We start from the raw sequence: 23,668 nt of genomic DNA, 5'->3' as shown, positions 1-23,668 counted from the left end.
GTGGTTACGACCTCAAATGCTTCGGCAGCCATACAACGAGTAAGTGAACAGGGCAGCCCTAAACCGGGGAAGCACAGACTGAAAGAGAGTCAGGCGACATGGCGGGACAAAAAATCCGCATCCGGCTGAAGTCATACGACCACGAGGTCATTGACGTTTCAGCACGGAAGATCGTTGAGACGGTCACGCGCGCAGGCGCAACGGTAGTTGGCCCCGTGCCGCTGCCTACGGAGAAGAACGTGTACTGCGTTATCCGCTCTCCGCACAAGTACAAGGACAGCCGCGAGCACTTTGAAATGCGCACGCACAAGCGTCTTATCGACATCATCGATCCCACGCCGAAGGCTGTTGACTCGCTCATGCGTCTCGACCTGCCGGCTGACGTGAACATCGAAATCAAGCTGTAGGGAGGTGCTGAGAAACTATGACCGCAACCCGTAACGTAAAGGGCCTGCTGGGCACGAAGCTCGGCATGACCCAGGTCTGGGACGAGAACAACAAGCTCATCCCCGTCACTGTGGTCCAGGCAGACTCGAACGTCATCACCCAGCTGCGCAATGCTGAGTCCGATGGCTACGTCGCCGTTCAGATCGGCTACGGCCAGATCGATCCCCGCAAGGTCACCAAGCCGCTGGCTGGTCACTTTGAGAAGGCAGGCGTCACGCCTCGCCGCCACGTCGTCGAACTCCGTACCGCAGATGCTGCTGAGTACGAGCTGGGCCAGGAGCTCTCCGTGGAGCTCTTCGAGGCCGGTCAGAAGATCGACGTCATCGGCACCACCAAGGGTAAGGGCTTCGCCGGTGTTATGAAGCGTCACGGCTTCCACGGCGTTGGCGCTTCCCACGGTGCCCACAAGAACCACCGTAAGCCCGGTTCAATCGGTGGCGCATCCACCCCGAGCCGCGTCTTCAAGGGCATGAAAATGGCCGGCCGCATGGGCGCCGTTCGTCACACCACGCTGAACCTCACGGTCCACGCGGTTGACGTCGAGAAGTCGCTGCTCCTGATCAAGGGCGCCGTTCCCGGTGCCCGCGGCCAGGTCGTACTCGTACGCACTGCCGTGAAGGGAGCCTAGTTCAATGGCTAACACTGTCCAGGTTGACCTGCCTGCAGAGATCTTCGACGTTCAGACCAACGTGCCGCTGCTGCACCAGGTTGTCGTTGCCCAGCTCGCTGCTGCCCGCCAGGGAACCCACAAGACCAAGACCCGCGCTGAAGTTTCCGGTGCAGGACGCAAGCCGTTCAAGCAGAAGGGTACCGGCCGCGCCCGTCAGGGTTCCGTCCGTGCTCCGCACATGACCGGCGGTGGCATTGTCCACGGTCCCACCCCGCGTGACTACAGCCAGCGCACCCCCAAGAAGATGATTGCTGCTGCACTGCGCGGCGCACTGTCTGACCGGGCCCGCAACGGTCGCATCCACGTTGTCTCCGAGCTGGTTGCTGGAGACAAGCCGTCTTCCAAGACTGCCCTGGCAACGCTTCGCGGCGTTTCCGACCGCAAGAACCTGCTGGTCGTCATCGAGCGCGATAACGATGTTGCCGCACTGTCCGTGCGCAACCTCGCCGGCGTTCACGTTCTGTACGCAGACCAGCTGAACACCTACGACGTTCTCGTCTCTGATGACGTTGTCTTCACCAAGGCTGCCTACGACGCATTCGTTGCCGCTAAGGCAGCAAAGAACGAGGAGGATGCCAAGTGAGTGCAGCCACCATCAAGGATCCCCGCGACGTCGTGCTTGCACCCGTCGTGTCGGAAAAGAGCTACGGCCTGATCGACGAGGGCAAGTACACCTTCCTGGTGGACCCCCGTTCGAACAAGACCGAGATCAAGCTGGCCGTGGAGAAGATCTTCTCCGTCAAGGTCGAATCGATCAACACCATCAACCGTGCCGGTAAGCGCAAGCGCACCAAATTCGGATGGGGTACCCGCAAGAACACCAAGCGTGCGATTGTCACCCTCAAAGAAGGCACCATCGACATCTTCGGCGGTCCGCTCGCGTAGCGGAGACCACTTTAACGAGGAAATAAATTATGGGAATCCGTAAATACAAGCCGACTACCCCGGGCCGTCGTGGCTCGAGCGTAGCGGACTTTATCGAAATCACGCGGTCGACGCCGGAAAAGTCGTTGGTACGTCCGCTGCCCAAGAAGGGCGGCCGTAACAACACCGGTAAGATCACCACCCGCCACAAGGGTGGTGGACACAAGCGCCAGTACCGTCTGATCGACTTCCGTCGCCACGACAAGGACGGCGTCAACGCCCGCGTTGCCGAAATCGAGTACGATCCGAACCGCACGGCTCGCATCGCCCTCCTGCACTACGTTGATGGCACCAAGCGTTACATCATCGCTCCCAACAAGCTCTCCCAGGGTGACGTTGTAGAGGCAGGTGCCGGTGCTGACATCAAGCCCGGTAACAACCTGCCGCTGCTCAACATCCCGGTGGGTACCGTTATCCACGCAGTTGAACTGCGTCCGGGTGGCGGCGCCAAGATGGGCCGCTCCGCCGGCGCATCCATCCAGCTTGTTGCCAAGGAAGGCCGCTTCGCCCAGCTGCGCCTGCCCTCCGGCGAAATCCGCAACGTTGACGTGCGCTGCCGCGCAACGGTCGGCGAAGTTGGCAACGCCGAGCAGTCGAACATCAACTGGGGCAAGGCCGGCCGTATGCGGTGGAAGGGCGTCCGCCCGACCGTCCGTGGTGTCGCCATGAACCCGGTTGACCACCCGCACGGTGGTGGTGAAGGTAAGACTTCCGGTGGTCGTAACCCCGTGAACCCGAACGGTAAGCGTGAAGGCCGCACCCGCCGCCCCAACAAAGAGAGCGACAAGCTTATTGTGCGTCGCCGTCGTACTGGCAAGAACAAGCGATAGGAGCCTGGACACATGCCACGCAGCCTGAAAAAAGGTCCTTTCGTTGACCAGCACCTCTTTGTGAAGGTAGCCAGGGAAAACGAAAAGGGCACCAAGAACGTCATCAAGACCTGGTCCCGCCGTTCGATGATCATCCCCGACATGCTCGGGCACACGATCGCCGTACACGACGGACGCAAGCACATCCCGGTGTTTGTCACTGAGTCGATGGTCGGGCACAAGCTCGGCGAATTCGCTCCCACGCGGACATTCCGCGGCCATGTCAAGGACGACCGTAAGGGCAAGCGCCGCTAGGCGCCTGCGTTTACGTCAAAGACGAGAGAAGGAAAGCAATGGAAGCCAAGGCAATTGCGCGCCACATCCGCGTAACGCCTATGAAGGCCCGGCGCGTCGTCAACCTTGTTCGTGGATTGCAAGCGAATGAGGCTCTGGCAATTCTGAAGTTTGCCCCGCAGGCAGCTTCGGAGCCGGTATTCAAGGTAGTTCAGTCGGCAATCTCCAACGCCCGGGTCCTCGCGGACCGCGACGGCGTGGCGTTTGACGAAGGCGACCTCATCATCAGCGAAGCGTTTGTTGATGAAGGCCCGACCATGAAGCGGTTCCAGCCGCGTGCCCAGGGTCGTGCATTTCAGATCAAGAAGCGCACCAGCCACATCACCGTGGTAGTCGCTACCCCGGAGAAAGAGGAGGCTCGCTAAGTGGGACAGAAAGTAAACCCGCACGGGTTCCGACTCGGCATCACCACCGATCACGTATCGCACTGGTTCGCTGACAGCACCAAGGCCGGCCAGCGGTACAAGGACTTCGTTCGCGAAGACATCCGCATCCGCCAGCTCATGTCCACGGGCATGGAGCGCGCCGGTATCGCCAAGGTCGAAATCGAGCGTACCCGTGACCGTGTCCGCGTGGACATCCACACGGCCCGTCCCGGCATCGTCATCGGCCGCCGTGGAGCAGAAGCAGACCGCATCCGCGGCGAGCTCGAAAAGCTCACCGGCAAGCAGGTCCAGCTGAACATCCTCGAGGTCAAGAACCCCGAGATGGAAGCCCAGCTTGTGGCCCAGGGCGTTGCAGAGCAGCTGACTTCCCGCGTGGCATTCCGCCGTGCGATGAAGAAGGCCATGCAGTCCGCACAGCGTGCAGGTGCCAAGGGCATCCGTATCGCCTGCTCGGGCCGCCTGGGTGGCGCTGAAATGTCCCGCTCGGAGTTCTACCGCGAAGGCCGTGTGCCCCTGCACACCCTCCGCGCGAACATCGACTACGGCTTCTACGAAGCCAAGACCACCTTCGGCCGTATCGGCGTGAAGGTCTGGATCTACAAGGGTGACGTCACCGCCAAGGAACTGGCCGCACAGGCTGCTGCCGCTCCGTCCCGCGGTGGCCGTGGCGAGCGTCCCGGCCGCCCGGGTGGCGCTGACCGCGGTGACCGCCGCCGTCGCAACGACCGTCCGGCCGCTGACGCAGCTCCCGCTGTTGAAGCTCCGGCAGCTGAAGCTGCACCTGCAGCAGCAGAAGGAGGACAGGCTTAAATGCTTATCCCACGTCGAGTCAAGCACCGTAAGCAGCACCACCCGGGTCGTTCCGGCGCTGCCACGGGCGGCACCGAGGTCTCGTTCGGTGAGTGGGGTATCCAGGCTCTGAGCCCGGCATACGTCACCAACCGCCAGATCGAATCTGCCCGTATCGCGATGACCCGCCACATCAAGCGTGGCGGTAAGGTCTGGATCAACATTTACCCGGACCGTCCCCTGACCAAGAAGCCTGCCGAAACCCGCATGGGTTCCGGTAAGGGTTCACCGGAATGGTGGGTCGCCAACGTCAAGCCGGGCCGGGTTCTGTTCGAACTCTCCGGTGTCAATGAAGAGGTAGCTCGCGAGGCCCTGCGCCTGGCAATCCACAAGCTGCCGTTGAAGGCACGCATTGTGCGTCGCGAAGGTGGTGAGTAGAAATGGCAGTAGGATCCAAGGATCTGGCTCCCGCACAGCTGGACGGTTTCGACAACGAGCGTCTCGTTGAAGAACTCCGCAAGGCCAAGGAAGAGCTGTTCAACCTGCGTTTCCAGTCCGCCACCGGACAGCTGGAGAACCACGGTCGCCTGCGCGCGGTAAAGAAGGACATCGCCCGCATCTACACCGTTCTCCGCGAACGCGAGCTGGGCATTCGTGCCGAGGTTGCCGCGCCGGTTGTGGAAGCCAAGGAAGAAAAGAAGTCCAGGAAGGCTTCAACCAAGAAGGCCGACAAGGCTGAAAAGGCTGAGACCGAGGAGGACGCCAAGTGAGTGAAAAGGACCAGAACGTGACCGAAACTGCTACCGCAGCCAAGGCTGTGCAGCGCGGTTACCGCAAGACCCGTCGCGGTTACGTGGTCTCCGACAAGATGGAAAAGACCATCGTTGTCGAGGTTGAAGACCGCGTGAAGCACGCACTGTACGGCAAGGTCATCCGCCGCACTTCCAAGGTCAAGGCACACGACGAAGAGAACACCGCCGGCATCGGCGACCTCGTTGTCATCGCCGAGACCCGTCCGCTGTCCGCCACCAAGAACTGGCGGCTCGTGGAAATCCTCGAGAAGGCCAAGTAGCACCTGCTGCTTAGCTGAGGCCCCTGCTCCTTCCGGAGTGGGGGCCTCCTCGTTTTAACGCGCCCCTCACGGCAGCCAGCATTTCAGCGAAGCGCACGACGGCGGGACCTGCTCTGGCGGGGGAGCGGCACCCTGGGCGGACCGAAAGGCTGCCATGCGTGACGCCGTCGTGCGTCCTGCACTGCTTGCGGACCAGGGGACGGCGGTGATATGGGGACTGGCGGAAAACGTGCTAGGATATTGAGTTTGTATGGCGCCTTTCGCGCGCCGTCATCAACCTCGTAAACAAGCGTGCCACAGCATAGTGCCCCTGTGCGCCCGGGATCCGTCCCGGACTGGATGGGAGCAACTGCTTCTGGCACGGGCGTTTAGGCCTGGTCTGGCAAAATCCAGGCAGGTCAAGAGACACCCCGATCAACCGTTCCGCAAGGCTCATTCCGTAGCAAGACCACGGCCTGAGAACCGGCGCGACGCAAGGAGTAAATAGTGATTCAGCAGGAGTCGCGACTCAAGGTCGCCGACAACACGGGTGCTAAGGAAATCCTTACCATTCGCGTTCTCGGTGGATCCGGCCGTCGCTACGCAGGCATCGGTGACGTCATTGTCGCCACCGTCAAGGATGCGATCCCTGGCGGCAACGTAAAGAAGGGCGATGTGGTCAAGGCCGTCATCGTCCGTACCAAGAAGGAACGCCGCCGTGCGGATGGTTCCTACATCAAGTTTGACGAGAACGCAGCTGTGATCCTGAAGAACGACGGTGACCCCCGCGGTACCCGTATCTTCGGACCGGTTGGTCGTGAACTGCGTGACAAGAAGTTCATGAAGATCGTTTCTCTGGCTCCGGAGGTGCTCTAGTCCATGGCTGCAAAGATCAAGAAGGGTGACCTGGTTCAGGTCATCACTGGCGCCAAGGCTGAGCGCGGCGGCGACCGCGGCAAGCAGGGCAAGGTCCTGCGCGTCTTCACCGACACCAACCGCGTGCTGGTTGAGGGCATCAACCGCGTCACCAAGCACACCCGGGTTGGACAGTCGCAGCGCGGCACCAAGACCGGCGGCATCGAGGTCGTAGAGGCCCCGATCCACATTTCGAACGTGGCCCTGGTTGACCCGTCGACCAAGAAGCCGACCCGTGTGGGCTTCCGCCTCGACACCGTGGAGAAGAACGGCGTGCAGAAGACCGTCCGCATCCGCGTGTCCAAGAGCACCGGGAAGGACATCTAATGACTGAGACCATCGAGACTCCGGCAACGAAGATCGTTCCCCGTCTGAAGGCCAAGTACGCCGAAACCATCAAGGGCCAGCTCCAGGATGAGTTCAAGTACCAGAACGTGAACCAGGTGCCCCGCCTGGTGAAGGTCGTTGTGAACATGGGTGTTGGAGATGCCGCCAAGGACTCCAAGCTGATCGACGGCGCTGTCCGCGACCTGACCCAGATCACCGGCCAGAAGCCGCAGGTTACCAAGGCCCGCAAGTCGATCGCACAGTTCAAGCTGCGCGAAGGCATGCCCATCGGTGCACACGCAACCCTGCGTGGCGACCGCATGTGGGAATTCGTGGACCGCCTGGTCAGCCTGGCACTGCCCCGTATCCGCGACTTCCGCGGCCTCAGCGGCAAGCAGTTTGATGGCAATGGCAACTACACCTTCGGTCTGACCGAACAGGTTATGTTCCACGAAATCGACCAGGACAAGATCGACCGCGTCCGCGGTATGGACATCACGGTTGTCACCACCGCCAAGACCGATGACGAAGGCCGCGCGCTGCTCAAGGCGCTTGGTTTCCCGTTCAAAACCGAAGCTTAATTAACTACGTAAAAGGTCCGGCCGCTCCGATCCGTCAAGGACGGGACGGCGGAAACCGTTACGAGGAAGGGCATGAGCCCACATGACAATGACAGATCCTGTCGCAGATATGCTTACGCGCCTGCGTAACGCAAACTCGGCATACCACGACTCCGTGTCTATGCCTTACAGCAAGCTCAAGGCACGCGTTGCCGACATCCTCAAGGCCGAAGGTTTCATCGCCGGCTGGAAGGAAGAGGACGCTGAGGTTGGCAAGAAGCTGACCCTCGAACTCAAGTTCGGTCCGAACCGCGAGCGTTCCATCGCCGGTGTTCGCCGCATCTCCAAGCCGGGCCTCCGCGTTTACGCGAAGTCCACCAACCTGCCGCACGTGCTGGGTGGCCTGGGTATCGCAATCCTGTCCACCTCTTCCGGCCTCCTGACTGACAAGCAGGCCGGCAAGAAGGGCGTGGGCGGCGAAGTCCTCGCGTACGTCTGGTAACGGGAAAGGAAGAGAATAATGTCACGTATTGGACGTCTCCCCATCACCGTTCCTGCCGGCGTTGAGGTCAAGGTTGACGGCTCTGTCGTCAGCGTCAAGGGTTCCAAGGGGGAGCTGAGCCACACTGTGGCCAGCCCCATCGAGGTTGCCCTGGAAGACAACACCCTGACCGTAAGCCGCCCGAACGACGAGCGTGCCTCACGTTCGCTCCACGGCCTGACCCGCACCCTGATCGCCAACATGATCCAGGGCGTCACCGCAGGCTACGAGAAGAAGCTTGAAATCGTCGGTACCGGTTACCGCGTTCAGGCCAAGGGTTCTGACCTTGAGTTCGCTCTGGGCTACAGCCACCCGGTCAACGTTTCGGCTCCGGCCGGCATCACCTTTGCAGTAGAGGGACCGACCAAGCTCTCTGTATCAGGAATCAACAAGCAGCAGGTCGGCGAAGTTGCTGCCAACATTCGCAAGCTGCGGAAGCCCGACCCGTACAAGGGCAAGGGCATCCGTTACGCCGGCGAAGTCATCCGCCGCAAGGTCGGAAAGGCTGGTAAGTAACCATGGCCATCTCCATTAACAAGAAGCGTACGAACAAGAGCAAGGCTGCTGGTCGCAGCCGCCGCCAGCTTCGTATCCGCAAGCGCATTTCCGGTACGGCTGTACGCCCCCGCATGGTGGTCAACCGCTCCGCACGCCACGTATTTGTCCAGGTTGTCGATGACACCATTGGCCAGACCGTAGCAAGCGCGTCCACACTGGAAGCCGACCTCCGTGCATTCGACGGTGACAAGACTGCCAAGGCCAAGCGCGTCGGCGAGCTCGTTGCCGAACGAGCCAAGGCTGCCGGCGTCGAGGCTGTTGTGTTCGACCGTGGTGGTAACAAGTACCACGGCCGGATTGCCGCCGTCGCTGACGGTGCACGCGAAGGTGGGCTGTCACTGTGACCGAAGCAAACAAGGAAAAGGACACTGTGTCTGCAGATCAGAAGGCTCCCGAAGCCGCAGCTGCTGAGACCACTGCCCCCGCTGCCGACGACCGCCGTGGTGGCGCCCGTCGCGGCGAGCGTGGCGACCGCGGCCAGGGCCGCGGCGACCGCGGTGGCCGTGGCGGCCGCGACGGTGGCCGTGAAGCCGAAAAGAACCAGTTCGTAGAGCGCGTTGTCACCATCAACCGCGTTTCCAAGGTCGTCAAGGGTGGTCGTCGCTTCAGCTTCACCGCACTGGTCGTCGTTGGTGACGGTAACGGCATGGTCGGCGTGGGCTACGGCAAGGCCAAGGAAGTTCCCGCTGCTATCGCCAAGGGCGTTGAAGAGGCCAAGAAGTCCTTCTTCCGCGTTCCGCGCGTTGGCAACACCATCCCTCACCGCGTTCAGGGTGAAGCCGCTGCCGGCGTCGTAATGCTGCGTCCGGCCTCCGCCGGTACCGGTGTTATCGCCGGTGGTCCGGTCCGTGCAGTACTGGAGTGCGTGGGCATCCACGACATCCTCTCCAAGTCGCTCGGTTCCTCCAACGCCATCAACATCGTTCACGCGACCGTTGATGCCCTGAAGCGCCTCGAAGAGCCGGCAGCAGTGGCAGCACGCCGCGGCCTGCCGCTGGACGAGGTTGCTCCCCAGGCTCTGGTGAAGGCCCTCCTGGCTCCGAAGGCAGGTGTTTAGTCATGGCTAAGAACCTGGTCCCTTCCGACGCCCAGTTGGAAATCACTCAGATCAAGTCCGCCATTGGCGGCAAGCAGAACCAGCGCGACACCCTGCGGTCCCTCGGCCTGAAGCGGATCGGACACACCGTTGTCCGCACCGCCGACGCCGTGACCGTTGGAATGCTCAACACGGTTCCGCACCTGGTAAAGGTAGAGGAGGCGAAGTAAATGGCAGAGAACACTGCTGATAAGGCACAGGCTGCTGAGAAGCAGAACGCCCTGAAGGTTCACCACCTGCGTCCCGCCCCGGGTGCCAAGACCGCCAAGACCCGTGTTGGTCGTGGTGAGGCATCCAAGGGTAAGACCGCCGGCCGTGGTACCAAGGGTACGGCTGCCCGCTACCAGGTGAAGGCTGGCTTTGCCGGCGGCCAGCTGCCGCTGCACATGCGCCTGCCCAAGCTGCGTGGCTTCAAGAACCCGTTCCGGGTTGAGTTCCAGGTCGTGAACCTGGACAAGCTCAACGAGCTGTTCCCGGAAGGTGGCGCAGTCACCGTGGAGAACCTGGTTGAAAAGGGTGCGGTTCGCAAGAACCAGCCCGTCAAGGTGTTGGGCACCGGCGACATCACCGTCAAGGTTGACGTCACCGTCCACGCATTCTCGGCCAGCGCCGCTGAAAAGATCGCTGCAGCAGGCGGAAGCACCACCGCCCTGTAAGGGACGGCGCCAGCTGTTGAACTCCCGGTATCCGTGGGCTTTGGCCCCGGATACCGGGAGTTTTTCATATCCGCCGGGCGAATTTTTCGCGCCATCCGGCGCACGTGCGCTGCCCCGGATTGTTCGCAGGGCGCATCCAACCGTTAGACTCGGTTGTCGGGATTTATCAAGTTCCGCCACCCCACCCTTATTGACACCACAGGAGGACGCTTGCTTAGCGCATTTGGCCGGGCCTTTCGCACGCCTGATCTGCGACGCAAGTTGTTGTTCACGCTGGCAATCATCACCATCTTCCGCTTGGGTGCTTTCATTCCCTCGCCAGGTGTGAACTACCAGAATGTCCAGCAATGCTTGCAGAACGGTCAGACCGCCGGCGGGTTGTACCAGCTCGTTAACCTCTTCAGCGGCGGCGCGTTGCTCCAGGTGTCTATTTTCGCCCTGGGCATCATGCCCTACATCACGGCGAGCATCATTGTGCAGCTGCTCCGGGTGGTCATTCCCCGGTTCCAGCAGCTCTACGAAGAGGGCGCGTCGGGCCAGTCCAAGCTGACCCAGTACACTCGCTACCTCACCATCGCGCTGGGCCTGCTCAACGCCACCACCCTGGTGTCGCTGGCACGCTCCGGGCAGTTGCTGCCCGGTTGCCAGCTGCCGATCATCCCGGACACCAGCATCATCACCACCATCCTGATCATCATCACGCTTACGGCCGGTACCGGCCTGATCATGTGGATGGGCGAGCTTGTCACGGAGAAGGGCGTGGGCAACGGCATGTCGCTGCTCATCTTTACCTCCATCGCCGCGCAGTTCCCCACCTCGCTGGGCGCCATCTGGACCTCCCAGGGCCCGGGAACCTTCTTCATCGTCCTCGCCGTGGGCCTGCTCACCGTTGCACTGGTGGTCTTCGTGGAACAGTCGCAGCGGCGTATCCCCGTGCAGTACGCCAAGCGCATGATCGGGCGGCGCACCGTGGGCGGCACCAGCACCTACATTCCTATCAAGGTGAACATGGCCGGCGTCATTCCGGTGATCTTCGCTTCCTCCATGCTCTACATTCCCGGGTTGATCGCGCAGTTCAACCAGCCCCGGAATGGCGAGCCCATGCAGCCGTGGGTTGAGTGGATCAACAACAACCTCACCCGCGGTGACCACCCGATCTACATGGCGGTTTACTTCGTCCTGATCGTGTTCTTTACCTACTTCTACGTCGCGATTACCTTCAACCCTGAAGAAGTATCGGACAACATGAAGAAGTACGGCGGCTTCATCCCTGGTATCCGCGCCGGCAGGCCGACCGCTGATTACCTGCAGTACGTGCTCTCACGGATCACCCTGCCCGGTGCCCTTTACCTGGGCTTCGTGGCACTGATTCCGCTGGTGGCACTGGTACTGATCAATGCGAACCAGAACTTCCCGTTCGGTGGCACCTCGATCCTGATCATGGTGGGCGTTGGTTTGGAGACCGTAAAGCAGATTGATGCGCAGCTACAACAACGTCACTACGAAGGGCTTTTGCGATGACGAGAATGCTGATTATTGGACCTCCCGGTTCCGGAAAAGGAACGCAGGCGGAGCGGATCTCAGAACGCCTCGGCGTTGTGGCCATCTCCACCGGCGACATCTTCCGTGCCAACGTGAAGGGCGAAACGCCGCTGGGCCTCGAGGCCAAGAAGTTCATGGACAACGGTGACTTCGTTCCGGACAGCGTGACCAACAAGATGGTCCGCGACCGCCTTGGCGAGTCCGATGTGAACAATGGCTTCCTGCTGGACGGCTACCCGCGCACCACCGCGCAGGTGGATTACCTTGACGAGATCCTCGCCGACGGCGACGAGAAGCTCGACGTGGTCCTCCAGCTGACCGCCGACGACGAGGAACTGGTGCACCGCCTCCTGGGCCGGGCCAAGGAAACGGGCCGGAGCGACGACAACGAAGCCGTCATCCGCCACCGCCTTGACCTGTACCACGAGCAGACCGAAGCTGTGGTGTCGAAGTACGCCGAGCGCGGCATCCTCACCCAGGTCGACGGGATTGGTCCCATCGACGAAGTTACCGACCGCGTGATGCAGGCCATCAAGGCGGCACAGGCAGCCTGACCAAAGGCGGCCCCGGTTTTATCGAGGCTCCTCCCGGCATCCGGGAGGAGCCTCAGCCATTTGAAAGGAAACACCATGGCCTTTGGCCAGCCCCGCATCGAATTCAAGAACAATGCCCAGATGCGCACCATGCAGGAGGCAGGCCTGGTCCTCAGCCGCGCACTCGACGCCGCCGTTGCCGCCGCGGTGCCGGGAGTCACCACCAAGCACCTGGACGACGTCTTCGCCGCCGTCCTCAACGAGGCAGGCGCCAAGTCCAACTTCCTGGGCTACCACGGCTTCCCGGCCACCATCTGCACCTCAGTGAATGAGGAAGTGGTGCATGGCATTCCCGGCAGCCGGATCCTTCAGGACGGGGACATCATCTCCATTGACGGTGGCGCCATCGTCAACGGCTGGCACTCGGATTCCGCGCGGACGGTGATCGTGGGAACCGCGGATCCGGAGGACCAGCGGCTCTCCGACATCACCCAGGCCGCCATGTGGCGGGGCATCGCAGCGCTGGCCACAGGCTCGCACGTTGGAGACATTGGCGCGGCCATCGATGATTACGTTTCGTCCGTTCCCGGCAAGCCGCTGGGCATCCTGGAGGACTACGTGGGCCACGGCATCGGTTCCGAGATGCACATGGCGCCTGATGTCCTGAACTACCGCACCAGCCACCGGGGTCCCAAGATCAAGCCGGGCCTCTGCCTCGCCATTGAGCCAATGCTTGTGCGCGGCGGCATCGAGACCGCGGTCCTGGAGGATGACTGGACAGTGGTTACCACGGACGGCAAGCGCTCCTGCCAGTGGGAGCACTCCGTGGCGGTGCATGAGAAGGGCATTTGGGTGCTTTCAGCGCCCGACGGCGGTGCGGAGCACCTGGCGCCCCTCGGCGTCACCCCGGTGCCGATCCCGTAAGGGACGCGCACGTTCGCCGGCGACAGGCAAAAGCCCTGGCGACTCCTGAAACAGGAGCGGCCAGGGCTTTTGCGTTCCCAACTACGACTTCAGCTTCGGCTTCACGTCGCGGTCGTAGATGCTCTGCAGCGTGTTCTTCAGGTCCGTCATGGTGGACTTCACATCACCCTGCTGGGTGAGGATCTTCGCGGCAGCCTTGGCCATCTCCTGGTCGGCGCCGGGCAGGAACACGCGGGCGTTGTCCTGGACCTTGGTCACCGCCAGCTGGTCCACTGCCGTCTGGATCTGTGGTGTCTTGGCCAGGACGGCGGTCATGTCCGCAGACTTGCGGGTGGGCATGTAGCCGGTGGCGGCCGAGAACTCGACGGTGCTCTCCGGCTGGGTGACGAAATCGAGGAACATCCCGGCGGCGAGCTGTTCCTCCTTGGTGATCCCGCTGGGGACGCCCAGGCCTGCGCCGCCGGTGGGGCAGACGTTTGTGGTCGCCTTGGGGCCGCCCGGCAGGAAGCCGACGCCCACATTGAATTTGGCCGACTTCAGGATGCCCAGCAGCGAGCCGGTGGAGGCGATGGTGGCGGACGTCAGGCCGGCCGAGAAGTCGTCAGCTGCTTCCTTGGAGGAGACCCCCGCCCACTTGTCCTTGTAGATCGAATCCTGCGCCCACTGCAGCGCCGCCACGGAATCAGGGGAGTCGCAGGTGATGTCCCATTCCTTGGACCAGCCGCCGCCCCAGCCCCACAGCATGTTCTGCAGGGTCCAGCCCGCGTACCCTGCCAGGGCGGGGTAGATGTAGGCGTACTGGGCCCCGGAAGCTGCCTTGAGCTTGGGTGCCCACTGGCCGAATTCGTCCCACGTCTTGGGCGCCCGGTCCGGAAGTCCGGCAGCGGCAAAGTGGTCCTTGTTGTAGTAGAACAGCGGGGTTGAGCGGCCGTAGGGGAGCGCCCACTGTTTGCCGTCGTACTTGTAGTCGTTGATCAGCGACTGCTGGAAGTCATCCATCTTCATGTTCAGCTGCTTGGTAAGGCTGTCCACCGGGATGATGCTGCCGTTGGTGTAGTAGCGGAACCACCACACGTCGGAGAGGACCACCACGCCCGGAAGGCCGGACTTGGCAGCCTGGGCCGTCTGGAACTTCTGCGCAATTTCCTCATAGTTGGCCCCTGCCGTCACCAGGTTGACGGTGATGCCGGGGTTCTTGGCCTGGAATTTCTGGATCAGGCTCTTCTCAACCTCCTGCGACTGGCCGGGGTGGCTGGACCAGAAGTCGATCTTGGCCGCCGGCTTAACGCCGTTGAAGTCGATGTCGGCCGCCTGCGAGGTCGCCTGCCCGCCGCCGGTGGTGGAGGGTCCGCCGCATGCGGCCAGGGCGGCGGCAGAGGCGGTAACCCCTGCCAGGCCCAGGAAATGCCTCCGGTCCAGGTGAAGTGTCATGACAGTTCCTTTCGGTTGTTGCCTTGGAGAATGTGAGAGTCGAAGGTTGGAAAGTACGACGGCGGGAGGCGGGTCAGCCGGTCACGCTCCCTTGGGTGAGGCCCGCCACGATGTAGCGCTGCAGGGCGGCGAAGATGATCAGGATGGGGACGATGACCAGGACCGCGCCGGCCATGAGGACCCCCCAGCCGGCGGCGTTGCTCTCGCTGTTCTGCAGCAGCGTCAGCCCCACCGGAAGCGTCATCGTCTCCGGGCGGTCCGTGATGATGAGCGGCCAGATGTACTCGTTCCATTCGGTCACCACCGTCACCAAAGCCACGGTGGCGATGGACGGGACCGAGACCGGAACCACGATCTGCCACAGCCGCCGCCAGTGGCCGGCACCGTCCATCTCGGCAGACTCCAGGATCGAATTCGGCAGGGTCCGGAAGTGCTGGCGCAACAGGAACGTACCGAACGCGGTACCCAGGCCGGGAAGGATGATGCCCCACAGCGTGTTCTTGCCTCCCATTCCCGCGATCAAAATGAAGTTGGGCAGGATAGCCACCTGAGGGGGCACCATGAGCGCCACCAGGATCAGCAAAAAGATGAAATCCCGGAACGGGAAGCGGACGAAGACCAGCGCGTACGCCGTCAGGATCGCCAGGATCACCTTGATGGTGGCCCCCACCACGGTGACGATGGTGCTGTTCAGGAAGAACTGCCCAAACGGCACCGTGGTCATGGCGGTCCGGTAGTTCTCCAGGTTCAGGCTCTCCGGCAGGATCTTCAGGTCTGTGGTGACGATTTCGCCGGACTGCTTGAAGGAGCTCAGCACCATCCACAGCAGGGGCAGGAAGACCACCAGTGTTGCGATGAGCAGGGGCAGGTAGCCGCCCACCACCGTCTGGACGAGGTTGCGGCGCGACAGCGGGCGGTCGCGGTCGAGGCCTGGCTCGGGGGCAGCGACGGCCGGCGCAGCGGGGTCCGGGTTGACCGGTGACAGGGAGGTCACGAGTAGTGCACCTTTCGTTCCACGAACCGCAGCTGCAGCACGGTGATGACCAGGAGGATAGCGAACAGCACTACCGAGATGGCTGCCGAGTAACCGGCCCTGTTGTAGGCGCCGAAGGCCTGCAGGTAGGCCTCGTAAATCAGGGTGCTGGTGCCGGTGCCCAGCGGGGTCATGATCCGGATCAGGTCGAAGGCCTGCAGTGAGCTGAGCATCGTGGTGATCAGGAGGAAGAACGTGGTGGGGGACAGCAGCGGCAGCGAAATGCTGACGAAGCGCCGGAACCCGTTGGCTCCGTCAAGGGAGGCCGCTTCCATGACTTCCGAGGGAAGGGACTGCAGCCCGGCCAGGTAGACCACGGCGCAATAGCCCAGGTTCTTCCAGACGTAGACCAGGATTACCATGACCAGCGAAAGCTGGGGATCGTTAATCCACTGCGGGCTCTGCTGCCCGATGCCCCGCAGCAGCCAGGCCAGGACCCCGTAGCCAGGGTCGAAGATGAACAGCCATACCAGGCCCACGCCGACACCGGAGAGCACATAGGGCGCAAAGACGGCGGAACGGGCAAACGTGGTACCGCGGATCTTCGCGTTCAAGGCCAGCGCCACCAGCAGGCCCAGCAGCATGGATCCGCCCACCGTCGTAAGGGTGAACACTGCCGTGGTGCCCAGGACCTTCGGGGCGTCATTGCTGCCGAAGAAGGTGACGTAGTTGGCAAGGCCCACCACCGTGGCGGTGGGGGAGCCCAGGGTCCAGTCCAGCGTTGAGTAGTACATGTTGCTGATCAGCGGACGGTAGGTGAAGACGGCGATCAGCACCAGGTTGGGCAACGCCATGGCAAGGAAAACAAAGAAGTCGCGGCGGGTCCTTGCTGTCCACCGCCGCTTTGGTACTTTCGCGGAACTTCCCGGAGGCCTGTTGGGTTTGGCCGAGGGGTGCGGGGCGAGTTGACGGGTCATGCGTTGCCTCTCCCGGGTTGGGAGCCTGCTCGTGGCGGGCCCTGGCTTGATCTAGGGACTACTACACCAGACCGTCAGGGGGCTGAAACCCGCATATGCCCTTGTCAAGGGACTGTTATCCAAGGCTTCGTCGCCCGTTAACGCTGTGTTGAATGCAGTCTTGCATAAAGTTCGCCAATGCGGCAGGGGCGCGCCAGCAGAGGGGAGAATAGGGCCATGGGAACCATTACCGATGTTCCGGGCCTGCGCGTGGGCCACGTACAAAAGGAACGCGACGGCTGGCTGACGGGCGTCAGTGTGGTCCTGCCCCCACCGGGCACTGTGGGATCGGTGGATGTCCAGGGCGGGGGGCCTGCCACCCACGAAACGGACGCCCTTGACCCCACGACGCTGGTCAGCCACGTCGACGCGGTGGTCCTCACCGGCGGCAGCGCCTACGGGCTTGCCTCCGCGGCCGGTGCCCAGCGCTGGTGCGAGGAGAATGGCCGCGGCTTCGCCGTCCCGGGGGGAGTGGTTCCGATCGTCCCGGCCGCCGCCATCTTCGACCTGGGCAGGGGCGGCGACTTTTCCGCACGCCCGACGCCGGACATGGGCTACGCGGCAACGGCCGCCGCAGCGGCACAAAAGGAAGGGCACGACGTCGAACGCGGCAACGTGGGCGCCGGAACCGGGGCTCTCCTCGGCAGGACCTACAAAGGCGGGGTGGGCACGGCGTCGGCCACGCTCAATAACGGTGTAGTTGTGGGGGCAATCGCAGTGGTGAATGCGTTGGGATTGCCGACAGTCGAACAGTCGGTTCTCGAGGAGGCCGTGGTGGAACCGGGTCCCAACACCACTCTGGTCGTTGTGGCTACCAACGCCGTGCTTAATGTGGCCGAATGTAAACGGACTGCCTCGGCGGCTCACGCGGGGATCGCGAGGGCTCTCAACCCCTCACACACCCTGGCCGACGGCGACACTGTTTTCTGCCTGGCGACCGGTGCCGTGGCACTGGACCGGTCGGACGAAGCTGCCCGGCAGCTGAGCCTTATCACGCTGCAAAGTGCGGCAGCCGACGTCGTACGGTTGGCCATCCTTGACGGCGTGGCCAGCGCTGAAACGATCACTACCCCCGCAGGTGAATATGGTGCGTTCCGGTCCGCGTAGGCTACTATGGCCGATTTAACTTTTACCCGCTGACGGGGTAGTGTTGTTTGTTGGTTGTCTGGACTGCCACGCCCTTTTGGGCCTGGAGGCTGCAATCGATCCAACAAAAACGTTCGTAGTCATGCCCGGTGCAATCCGGCGGGGCTGCGGCAACAACAGTTAGCGGAGGGTATGGCCAAGAAGGACGGGGTCATTGAGATCGAAGGCGTTGTGACCGAGGCGCTGCCTAACGCGATGTTTCGCGTTGAGCTCACCAACAAGCACATCGTTCTGGCACACATCTCTGGAAAGATGCGTCAGCACTACATCCGAATCCTCCCCGAGGACCGCGTAGTGGTGGAGCTGAGCCCGTACGACCTCACCCGTGGTCGTATCGTCTACCGCTACAAGTAAATTGCTGGGCGGCATCAGTACACACTGGCCGCCGCTCCAGTTGACCAAACTGCTACACGCAAAGGAACGCCATGAAGGTCAAGCCGAGCGTCAAGCAGATCTGCGAAAAGTGCAAAGTGATCCGCCGTAATGGCCGGGTCATGGTGATCTGCGAGAACCCGCGCCACAAGCAGCGCCAGGGCTAATTTCCTTCCCTGAAGGAAATCCTGGGTTGCTAACCCACGCAAGTAAATAAAGGCAGCACAAGCTGATCTGGAACATTGAGCTCGAAAGAGTCCGGACAGCTAACCCCCGGTCGGAGGCTGGGGCCGCACGGACTGTGCGGGTGTACTGCCTACGACCTCCGGTTTATCAAGGAGTACTGCCACTATGGCTCGTCTCGCTGGCGTAGACATTCCCCGCGAAAAGCGGCTGGAAATTGCGCTTACTTACATCTACGGCGTGGGCAAGACCCGTGCACACGAAACCCTGGCTGCCACGGGCATCAGCGCTGACGTTCGCGTCAAGGACCTGACTGACGCCCAGCTGGTTGAGCTGCGTGACTACATTGAAGGCAACTACAAGGTTGAGGGTGACCTTCGCCGCGAAGTAGCAGCAGATATCCGCCGCAAGGTTGAAATCGGCAGCTACGAAGGCCTGCGCCACCGCAAGGGCCTGCCCGTACGCGGTCAGCGTACGAAGACCAACGCACGTACCCGCAAGGGCCCGAAGCGTACCGTCGCCGGCAAGAAGAAGGCCCGTTAAAATCCCCGCCCGGGATTTACGGACTTTCCCCAATAACTTTCTGTAGGAGAAAAAATGCCCCCGAAGACTCGTGGCGCGGTTCGCAAGCCGCGTAAGAAGGACAAGAAGAATATCGCGCTTGGCCAGGCGCACATCAAGAGCACCTTTAACAACACCATCGTTTCCATCACGGATCCTTCCGGTGCTGTTATTTCCTGGGCTTCCTCCGGTGAGGTTGGCTTCAAGGGCTCGCGTAAGTCCACCCCGTTCGCTGCCCAGATGGCTGCTGAAGCCGCTGCCAAGCGTGCGCAGGAGCACGGCATGCGCAAGGTAGACGTTTTCGTCAAGGGACCGGGTTCCGGACGCGAGACCGCAATCCGTTCGCTGCAGGCCGCAGGCCTCGAGGTTGGCTCCATCCAGGACGTCACCCCCGCAGCCCACAACGGCTGCCGCCCGCCGAAGCGCCGCCGCGTCTAATTCTTTTCCGCAGCAGGAGCTTGCCCGGACCAGCGATGGTCCGGGCAAGCCCAGCGCGTTAAGTCTTCAGACCGAATTTCCACCACCTGTGTTGCGTCATATAGCGGATGCTCGCCGAAAGGAAACCTAAGTGCTCATTGCACAGCGCCCCACCCTCTCCGAAGAGGTCGTCTCCGAAAACCGTTCGCGTTTCATCATTGAACCGCTGGAACCGGGCTTCGGCTACACCCTCGGAAACTCCCTCCGCCGTACCCTGCTCTCCTCCATCCCCGGTGCTGCCGTAACCAGCATCCGGATCGATGGTGTGCTGCACGAGTTCACCACGGTTCCGGGTGTCAAGGAAGATGTCACCGAGATCATCCTTAACATCAAGAGCCTGTCGGTTTCCTCCGAGCACGACGAGCCTGTCGTGGCTTACCTGCGCAAGCAGGGCCCCGGAGTCGTCACCGCCGCGGACATCGCTCCGCCGGCCGGCGTCGAATTCCACAACCCGGATCTGCACATCGCCACGCTGAACTCGAAGGGCAAGTTCGAACTCGAACTGACCATCGAGCGCGGCCGCGGCTACGTTTCGGCAGCTCAGAACAAGTCCGGCGATGCAGAGATCGGCCGCATCCCGGTCGACTCCATCTACTCGCCGGTGCTGAAGGTTACTTTCCGCGTGGAAGCAACCCGTGTTGAGCAGCGCACCGACTTCGACAAGCTGATTGTCGACGTCGAGACCAAGCAGGCCATCGCCCCGCGCGATGCCGTTGCTTCCGCAGGCACCACCCTGGTGGAACTGTTCGGTCTGGCCCGTGAGCTGAACACCGCAGCTGAAGGTATCGAGATCGGCCCGTCGCCGACGGATGCTGCCCTGGCAGCAGACATGGCACTGCCGATCGAGGATCTGGACCTCACCGTCCGTTCCTACAACTGCCTCAAGCGTGAGGGCATCCACACCGTGGGTGAACTCGTTGCCCGCTCCGAGGCTGACCTGATGGACATCCGCAACTTCGGTGCCAAGTCCATTGACGAGGTCAAGGCAAAGCTGGTTGAACTGGGCCTGTCCCTCAAGGACTCGCCTCCCGGTTTTGACCTCGCAGCACGCGCCGCAGCAATCGAAGAGGACGACGCCGCTTTCGGCGACGACGAACTCTAAACCAGACCTTGGCCGGTGGGCAGCACCATGGTGTGCCGCCCACGGCTTCCACATGAGGAGAAACAATTATGCCTACCCCCACTAAGGGTCCGCGCCTCGGAGGCGGCCCGGCTCACGAGCGCCTCATGCTCGCGAACCTGGCAGCATCCCTGTTCGAGCACAAGCGGATCACCACCACGGTGACCAAGGCCAAGCGCCTGAAGCCGTACGCAGAGCGCCTTGTCACCTTCGCCAAGCGTGGCGACCTGGCTTCCCGCCGCCGCGTGCTCGGCCTGATCAGCAACAAGGGCATCGTCCACGAGCTGTTCACCGACATCGCCCAGGCTGTGGAGAACCGCGACGGCGGCTACACCCGCATCACCAAGATCGGCAACCGCAAGGGCGACAACGCTCCCATGGCTGTCATCGAACTGGTCCTGGAGCCGGTTTCCGCCAAGCAGGCCGTCGTAGCCGAGGCTACCCAGGCTGCTGCCAAGGCTGCTCCGGCCGCCGAGGAAGCTCCGGCTGAAGAGGCTCCGGCCGCTGAGGAAGCTGCTGCAACCGAAGAGGCACCTGCTGCTGAAGAAGCTGCAACCGAAGAGGCTCCGGCCGCTGAGGAAGCTGCCGAGGCTCCCGCAGCCGAGGAGAAGGACGCGAAGTAATTCGCTGATTCGCTTCGCATAGACTTAGGTCTGTGAACCACCAAAAACCCGCGGCCCCCGTTTCAGGGGGCGGCGGGTTTTTGCGTATGCGGCTTGATCTTTCGTACGACGGCGGTCCGTTCAGCGGGTGGGCCGTGCAGCCGGGACGGCGGACCGTCCAGGGCGTGTTGGAGGAAGCAATCGAGCTTTTGGTCCGCCGCCAGGTCCGGGTCACCGTTGCAGGGCGCACTGACGCCGGGGTCCACGCCCGCGGGCAGGTGGTGCACCTGGACCTCACCGAAGCCGAGTGGCTGGGACTGCCGCGCGGGCACGAACTCGATCCCGCCGTCGCCATGATGCGCAGGCTCCGCGGGGCACTCAACCGGGCCCTCGGCGACCTGCACGGGGCGGTGGAGGTGCATGCCGTTTCGTTGGCGCCGGAGGGTTTCGACGCCCGCTTCTCCGCCCTCTGGCGCCGGTACAGCTACCGGATCGCGGACGGCCCGGCGCTGTGGGACCCGTTGGAGCGGTACTTCACGCTGTGGCACAAAAATCCGCTGGACGTCTCGCTCTTGAACGAGGGTGCTTCGCAGCTCTTGGGTCTGCAGAACTTCCTGTCCTTCTGCAAGCCGCGCGAGGGCGCCACCACCGTCCGTGAGCTCCAGCGGTTCGAGTTCCGGCGCGGCGAGGACGGCGTTATCGTAGCCACCGTCCAGGCTGACGCGTTCTGCCACAACATGGTCCGCGCCCTGATCGGCTCAGCACTGTACGTGGGGGAGGGCGCTGTTGAGCCGGGCTGGTTGTACGAGCGGCTGCTGCTGCAGAAGCGGGATGCGAAGTCGGTTCTAGCCGCGCCGCACCCCCTGGTGCTGGAGGAAGTGGCCTACCCGTCGGACAGCGAGCTCCTTACCCGCGCCGAACAGACCAGGGCCGTCCGCGAGTACTGATTCCCATCGAGTGCTTTGTACATGTCGTTTTCGAGCCCGATAACGACAAGCACGGAGCAGTCGATGGTGCTAAAAAGCGGGCGGGGGACCTTCTGCCGGAAGGGTGACCGTGAAGGTGCTGCCCTGGCCCTCGCCGCTCTGGCAGGTGATGCTGCCGCCGTGCCGCTCCACGATCATCCTGGTGATGGAAAGACCCAGCCCCGCTCCCGGGATTGCTGCTTTCAGGGCGGATTCGGCGCGGAAGAAACGGTTGAAGGCCTTGGCGGCGTCCTCGCCGGACATGCCCATCCCGGTGTCCGTGACGCTCAACCGCACCCATTGCCGGTCCGCCTGCGCGCTGATGCTGACTTTGCCGCCGTCGGGACTGTACTTGATGGCGTTGGACACCAGGTTGTCCAGCACCTGCCCGATCCGCAGCGGATCCGCGTAGGCCCACAGGGGCGACGGGACGTCGGTGGCGATCTCCACGTGGGACCGCAGGGCCGAAGCCTGGGCCGAACCCAGGCTGGTCTCCACCAGGCTGGCCAGATCGGTCCGTTTGGGATGCACGTTCAAGGTGGTGGAGGCGGAAGCTGTCAGGTCGGCCACGAGGTCCAGCAGCCGTTCAGCGTTGCGCTGTACCACGAGCAGGCGCTTGGCTACGGGCGGGGGCAGGTCGTCGGGGTCGTCCAGCACCAGGTCCACGTTGCCCAGGATTGAGTTGAGCGGGGTCTTGAACTCGTGCGAGACATTGGAGATGAGTTCCTGGTTGGCTGCCAGTGATTCCACCCAGCCGGTGACGTCGCTGTAGACCACCACGGCGCCGGTGAGCCGGCCGTCCTCGCTGACCAGGGGGCGGGCGGCCGTGGATACGGCGCGCTGCTCCGGGCCCTCGCCCGCCCACACCAGGTAGTCAGCGAAGGACTCACCGGCCATGGCCCTGCTGATGGGCCGCCGGTCCGGAGGAAGCAGAGTGCGGCGGTCCTGGCCGAAAATCAGCTGGTGCCCCTGGCCCGGGATGGCTTCGTCGGCGCCTGTGGCCCGGCGGAAGTTGCGCTGCCGGCTGTTGGAGACCAGGAAGTGGCCGGCACGGTCGACGGCGGCGATACCGACGTCGGTGGCGTCCAGCACGGTTTCGAGCAGCTTCTCCCGTTCCCGGCTTGCGGCCAGCAGGTCCCGGAGTTCGCGGTCCTTGTCCGCCAGTTCCGCCTGTTGCTGCCGGAGGCTCACGCTCGCGAAGCGGATGGCCAGGGACACTGCGAGCATCATCACCGGGAAGAGAACGACGGTGGTGATGTCGGAAGCAGTGATTGCAGGGAAGTGGGCCGCTGCTGTGGGGAGCATGATCAGCAGAGGGCCCAGGAAGCTGAGCACCAGGCTGCTGCGCGCCAGCATGCCAGAGGCGGAGAGCCAGATGACAGGGAAAACCACCAGCACCGCAAGGCCCGGCAGGAGGGGCGCGGCGCCGTTGCGGAGGAGGCCGATGGCGGCGAAATCCAGGACCGGAATCAGCAGATAGGGGCGGTGCGCCAGCCGTTCCCAGGGGACCAGGAAACAGCCAAGGAACAGGATGGCCTGCAGGACAATTCCGGCCAGGTACAGGGAGCTGTGCGTGAGTGAGGGCCACGCGAAGGGTGTTGCCACGGCAATGGCAGCCACAAGGAGGGTGAGTGGGAGCTGGCACAACACCACTTGGGCGCGGGTTCCCAGCCGGCGGAAGATGCGGCCGGGTCCACGGTGGAACAACGGCTCAGCCATGTTTCTGACTCGTACCCCTTC

General features: G+C 62.8%; 35 protein-coding genes. 31 read left to right on the top strand and 4 right to left on the bottom strand.

Features of this window, described 5'->3' with window-relative positions:
- Nucleotides 1-98 precede the first annotated feature (98 nt).
- From rpsJ to map, 23 genes are all read left to right on the top strand, one after another.
- Complete coding sequence (rpsJ, locus tag LFT46_RS14480) at nt 99-407, top strand: 30S ribosomal protein S10 (RefSeq protein WP_003803825.1); 309 nt, start codon at nt 99-101, stop codon at nt 405-407.
- 17 nt (nt 408-424) lie between these two features.
- A complete protein-coding gene (rplC, locus tag LFT46_RS14475; RefSeq protein ID WP_236799111.1) occupies nt 425-1,075 on the top strand; it encodes a 50S ribosomal protein L3 in 651 nt (216 codons plus the stop codon).
- Between the two features lie 4 nt (nt 1,076-1,079).
- Nucleotides 1,080-1,700, top strand: coding sequence for a 50S ribosomal protein L4 (rplD, locus tag LFT46_RS14470; RefSeq protein WP_141942676.1), 621 nt, complete (start codon nt 1,080-1,082; stop codon nt 1,698-1,700).
- Complete coding sequence (gene rplW / locus LFT46_RS14465) at nt 1,697-2,002, top strand: 50S ribosomal protein L23 (RefSeq protein WP_011692807.1); 306 nt, start codon at nt 1,697-1,699, stop codon at nt 2,000-2,002. Before rplD ends, rplW begins: the two co-directional genes overlap by 4 nt.
- Nucleotides 2,003-2,031: 29 nt before the next feature.
- Nucleotides 2,032-2,871: a 50S ribosomal protein L2 gene (rplB, locus tag LFT46_RS14460; RefSeq protein ID WP_026264302.1), complete on the top strand. Its 840-nt coding sequence runs from the start codon at nt 2,032-2,034 to the stop codon at nt 2,869-2,871.
- 12 nt (nt 2,872-2,883) lie between these two features.
- Nucleotides 2,884-3,165, top strand: coding sequence for a 30S ribosomal protein S19 (rpsS, locus tag LFT46_RS14455; protein ID WP_003803803.1), 282 nt, complete (start codon nt 2,884-2,886; stop codon nt 3,163-3,165).
- Between the two features lie 38 nt (nt 3,166-3,203).
- A complete protein-coding gene (gene rplV / locus LFT46_RS14450; RefSeq protein ID WP_009358304.1) occupies nt 3,204-3,569 on the top strand; it encodes a 50S ribosomal protein L22 in 366 nt (121 codons plus the stop codon).
- On the top strand, nt 3,570-4,400 hold the full coding sequence (rpsC, locus tag LFT46_RS14445) for a 30S ribosomal protein S3 (RefSeq protein WP_236820177.1): 831 nt from the start codon (nt 3,570-3,572) through the stop codon (nt 4,398-4,400).
- Nucleotides 4,401-4,817, top strand: a complete 417-nt coding sequence (rplP, locus tag LFT46_RS14440; RefSeq protein ID WP_015937848.1) for a 50S ribosomal protein L16 — start codon at nt 4,401-4,403, stop codon at nt 4,815-4,817.
- A gap of 2 nt (nt 4,818-4,819) precedes the next feature.
- Complete coding sequence (rpmC, locus tag LFT46_RS21170) at nt 4,820-5,149, top strand: 50S ribosomal protein L29 (protein WP_272910803.1); 330 nt, start codon at nt 4,820-4,822, stop codon at nt 5,147-5,149.
- Nucleotides 5,146-5,451 (top strand): 30S ribosomal protein S17, encoded by a 306-nt coding sequence (gene rpsQ, locus LFT46_RS14430; protein ID WP_272910802.1) that lies wholly within the window; start codon nt 5,146-5,148, stop codon nt 5,449-5,451. The genes rpmC and rpsQ overlap by 4 nt, the downstream gene beginning before the upstream one ends.
- 486 nt (nt 5,452-5,937) lie before the next feature.
- Entirely contained in the window at nt 5,938-6,306 is a 369-nt protein-coding gene (gene rplN, locus LFT46_RS14425) for a 50S ribosomal protein L14 (RefSeq protein ID WP_003803789.1), read from the top strand.
- Nucleotides 6,307-6,309: 3 nt separating this feature from the next.
- The gene (rplX, locus tag LFT46_RS14420) at nt 6,310-6,672 is read left to right on the top strand and encodes a 50S ribosomal protein L24 (RefSeq protein ID WP_236799108.1); all 363 of its coding nucleotides are present in this window, start codon (nt 6,310-6,312) and stop codon (nt 6,670-6,672) included.
- Nucleotides 6,672-7,253, top strand: coding sequence for a 50S ribosomal protein L5 (gene rplE / locus LFT46_RS14415; protein WP_236799107.1), 582 nt, complete (start codon nt 6,672-6,674; stop codon nt 7,251-7,253). Before rplX ends, rplE begins: the two co-directional genes overlap by 1 nt.
- Before the next feature lie 82 nt (nt 7,254-7,335).
- Nucleotides 7,336-7,734, top strand: coding sequence for a 30S ribosomal protein S8 (rpsH, locus tag LFT46_RS14410; protein WP_018769139.1), 399 nt, complete (start codon nt 7,336-7,338; stop codon nt 7,732-7,734).
- Between the two features lie 18 nt (nt 7,735-7,752).
- On the top strand, nt 7,753-8,289 hold the full coding sequence (gene rplF, locus LFT46_RS14405) for a 50S ribosomal protein L6 (RefSeq protein ID WP_110541321.1): 537 nt from the start codon (nt 7,753-7,755) through the stop codon (nt 8,287-8,289).
- A gap of 2 nt (nt 8,290-8,291) precedes the next feature.
- Complete coding sequence (gene rplR, locus LFT46_RS14400) at nt 8,292-8,675, top strand: 50S ribosomal protein L18 (protein WP_236799106.1); 384 nt, start codon at nt 8,292-8,294, stop codon at nt 8,673-8,675.
- Nucleotides 8,672-9,388 (top strand): 30S ribosomal protein S5, encoded by a 717-nt coding sequence (rpsE, locus tag LFT46_RS14395; RefSeq protein WP_142133091.1) that lies wholly within the window; start codon nt 8,672-8,674, stop codon nt 9,386-9,388. The genes rplR and rpsE overlap by 4 nt, the downstream gene beginning before the upstream one ends.
- A gap of 2 nt (nt 9,389-9,390) precedes the next feature.
- Nucleotides 9,391-9,597 carry a 50S ribosomal protein L30 gene (rpmD, locus tag LFT46_RS14390; protein ID WP_009358731.1) on the top strand — a complete coding sequence of 69 codons (207 nt, stop codon included), beginning with the start codon at nt 9,391-9,393 and terminating at the stop codon, nt 9,595-9,597.
- A complete protein-coding gene (gene rplO, locus LFT46_RS14385; protein ID WP_236799105.1) occupies nt 9,598-10,083 on the top strand; it encodes a 50S ribosomal protein L15 in 486 nt (161 codons plus the stop codon). It abuts the gene before it with no gap.
- Between the two features lie 210 nt (nt 10,084-10,293).
- Nucleotides 10,294-11,604 carry a preprotein translocase subunit SecY gene (secY, locus tag LFT46_RS14380; protein ID WP_236799104.1) on the top strand — a complete coding sequence of 437 codons (1,311 nt, stop codon included), beginning with the start codon at nt 10,294-10,296 and terminating at the stop codon, nt 11,602-11,604.
- Nucleotides 11,605-11,609: 5 nt separating this feature from the next.
- Nucleotides 11,610-12,179: an adenylate kinase gene (locus LFT46_RS14375; RefSeq protein WP_236802906.1), complete on the top strand. Its 570-nt coding sequence runs from the start codon at nt 11,610-11,612 to the stop codon at nt 12,177-12,179.
- A 75-nt stretch (nt 12,180-12,254) separates the two neighbouring features.
- Complete coding sequence (gene map, locus LFT46_RS14370) at nt 12,255-13,082, top strand: type I methionyl aminopeptidase (protein ID WP_236799103.1); 828 nt, start codon at nt 12,255-12,257, stop codon at nt 13,080-13,082.
- Between the two features lie 81 nt (nt 13,083-13,163).
- Here map and LFT46_RS14365 read toward each other — a convergent pair whose 3' ends face one another.
- The 3 genes from LFT46_RS14365 to LFT46_RS14355 all read right to left on the bottom strand — a co-directional run bounded on the left by LFT46_RS14365 (nt 13,164) and on the right by LFT46_RS14355 (nt 16,463).
- Nucleotides 13,164-14,513, bottom strand: a complete 1,350-nt coding sequence (locus LFT46_RS14365; RefSeq protein WP_236820176.1) for an ABC transporter substrate-binding protein — start codon at nt 14,511-14,513, stop codon at nt 13,164-13,166.
- 73 nt (nt 14,514-14,586) lie between these two features.
- Complete coding sequence (locus LFT46_RS14360) at nt 14,587-15,507, bottom strand: carbohydrate ABC transporter permease (RefSeq protein WP_236799101.1); 921 nt, start codon at nt 15,505-15,507, stop codon at nt 14,587-14,589.
- Nucleotides 15,504-16,463: a carbohydrate ABC transporter permease gene (locus LFT46_RS14355; protein WP_236799100.1), complete on the bottom strand. Its 960-nt coding sequence runs from the start codon at nt 16,461-16,463 to the stop codon at nt 15,504-15,506. The genes LFT46_RS14360 and LFT46_RS14355 overlap by 4 nt, the downstream gene beginning before the upstream one ends.
- 216 nt (nt 16,464-16,679) lie before the next feature.
- On the opposite strand from LFT46_RS14355, the gene LFT46_RS14350 reads away from it, so the two are divergent.
- The 8 genes from LFT46_RS14350 (at nt 16,680) to LFT46_RS14315 (ending at nt 21,910) form a co-directional block, all read left to right on the top strand.
- Nucleotides 16,680-17,609: a P1 family peptidase gene (locus LFT46_RS14350; RefSeq protein WP_236820175.1), complete on the top strand. Its 930-nt coding sequence runs from the start codon at nt 16,680-16,682 to the stop codon at nt 17,607-17,609.
- A gap of 171 nt (nt 17,610-17,780) precedes the next feature.
- Entirely contained in the window at nt 17,781-18,002 is a 222-nt protein-coding gene (gene infA / locus LFT46_RS14345; RefSeq protein ID WP_009358723.1) for a translation initiation factor IF-1, read from the top strand.
- A 71-nt stretch (nt 18,003-18,073) separates the two neighbouring features.
- A complete protein-coding gene (gene rpmJ / locus LFT46_RS14340) occupies nt 18,074-18,187 on the top strand; it encodes a 50S ribosomal protein L36 (protein ID WP_009358722.1) in 114 nt (37 codons plus the stop codon).
- Between the two features lie 184 nt (nt 18,188-18,371).
- On the top strand, nt 18,372-18,746 hold the full coding sequence (rpsM, locus tag LFT46_RS14335; RefSeq protein WP_003803743.1) for a 30S ribosomal protein S13: 375 nt from the start codon (nt 18,372-18,374) through the stop codon (nt 18,744-18,746).
- Nucleotides 18,747-18,800: 54 nt separating this feature from the next.
- Nucleotides 18,801-19,202, top strand: a complete 402-nt coding sequence (rpsK, locus tag LFT46_RS14330) for a 30S ribosomal protein S11 (protein ID WP_018760435.1) — start codon at nt 18,801-18,803, stop codon at nt 19,200-19,202.
- Nucleotides 19,203-19,332: 130 nt separating this feature from the next.
- On the top strand, nt 19,333-20,343 hold the full coding sequence (locus LFT46_RS14325) for a DNA-directed RNA polymerase subunit alpha (RefSeq protein WP_013601812.1): 1,011 nt from the start codon (nt 19,333-19,335) through the stop codon (nt 20,341-20,343).
- Nucleotides 20,344-20,411: 68 nt separating this feature from the next.
- Nucleotides 20,412-20,984: a 50S ribosomal protein L17 gene (rplQ, locus tag LFT46_RS14320; RefSeq protein WP_236820174.1), complete on the top strand. Its 573-nt coding sequence runs from the start codon at nt 20,412-20,414 to the stop codon at nt 20,982-20,984.
- A gap of 86 nt (nt 20,985-21,070) precedes the next feature.
- Nucleotides 21,071-21,910, top strand: a complete 840-nt coding sequence (locus LFT46_RS14315; RefSeq protein WP_236799097.1) for a tRNA pseudouridine synthase A — start codon at nt 21,071-21,073, stop codon at nt 21,908-21,910.
- Nucleotides 21,911-21,979: 69 nt separating this feature from the next.
- Here LFT46_RS14315 and LFT46_RS14310 read toward each other — a convergent pair whose 3' ends face one another.
- Nucleotides 21,980-23,647: a sensor histidine kinase gene (locus LFT46_RS14310; protein ID WP_236820173.1), complete on the bottom strand. Its 1,668-nt coding sequence runs from the start codon at nt 23,645-23,647 to the stop codon at nt 21,980-21,982.
- Nucleotides 23,648-23,668 lie beyond the last annotated feature (21 nt).

Source organism: Arthrobacter sp. FW306-07-I, from assembly GCF_021800405.1.
GTDB lineage: Bacteria > Actinomycetota > Actinomycetes > Actinomycetales > Micrococcaceae > Arthrobacter.
Note: the sequence above shows the minus strand (reverse complement) of the source record. Positions and strands in the feature narration are given on the sequence as shown.